This window comes from Vibrio brasiliensis LMG 20546 (genome assembly GCF_000189255.1).
Taxonomy (GTDB): domain Bacteria; phylum Pseudomonadota; class Gammaproteobacteria; order Enterobacterales; family Vibrionaceae; genus Vibrio; species Vibrio brasiliensis.
Genome location: NZ_AEVS01000034.1, coordinates 1 through 551 on the forward strand (window position 1 = coordinate 1; position 551 = coordinate 551).

Below are 551 nucleotides of genomic sequence, written 5' to 3' on the forward strand. Positions count from 1 at the left end.
CAGGGGTGGACTAGGTCGGCACTCCGGAGATTCGAACTCCCAACACGCGCATTCTTTGGGTATCGGCGGAATCCGCTGCTTTGCGAATTAGTATTAAACCTACGCATTACAGAAAGCAAAAAGGCCCTAGTCTTTCGACTAGAGCCTTCTTAAGTATGGCAGGGGTGGAGAGATTCGAACTCCCAACACGCGGATTTGGAATCCGCTGCTCTGCCAATTGGAGCTACACCCCTGTTGTTCGTGTTTAATGAGACGACTCTCGAATAAGTGGCGGAGCGGACGGGACTCGAACCCGCGACCCCCGGCGTGACAGGCCGGTATTCTAACCAACTGAACTACCGCTCCGCACTGGTTAGACATTAAAGTCTAAATTTAAAGCCTGGCGATGTCCTACTCTCACATGGGGAAGCCCCACACTACCATCGGCGCTAATTCGTTTCACTTCTGAGTTCGGCATGGAATCAGGTGGGTCCAAATCGCTATGGTCGCCAAGCAAATTCTTTAATCTGGAAAGCTGTTATTGTGTTCTCGACACATTCAATTCGTTCTTG

General features: G+C 50.6%; 2 tRNA genes and 1 rRNA gene. All 3 read right to left on the reverse strand.

Annotation, left to right across the window (positions count from 1 at the left end):
* Nucleotides 1–156 precede the first annotated feature (156 nt).
* Nucleotides 157–233, reverse strand: a tRNA-Trp gene (locus tag RH46_RS05570).
* A gap of 35 nt (nt 234–268) precedes the next feature.
* A tRNA-Asp gene (locus RH46_RS05575) sits at nt 269–345 on the reverse strand.
* A 32-nt stretch (nt 346–377) separates the two neighbouring features.
* Nucleotides 378–493 (reverse strand): 5S ribosomal RNA (gene rrf, locus RH46_RS05580).
* Nucleotides 494–551 lie beyond the last annotated feature (58 nt).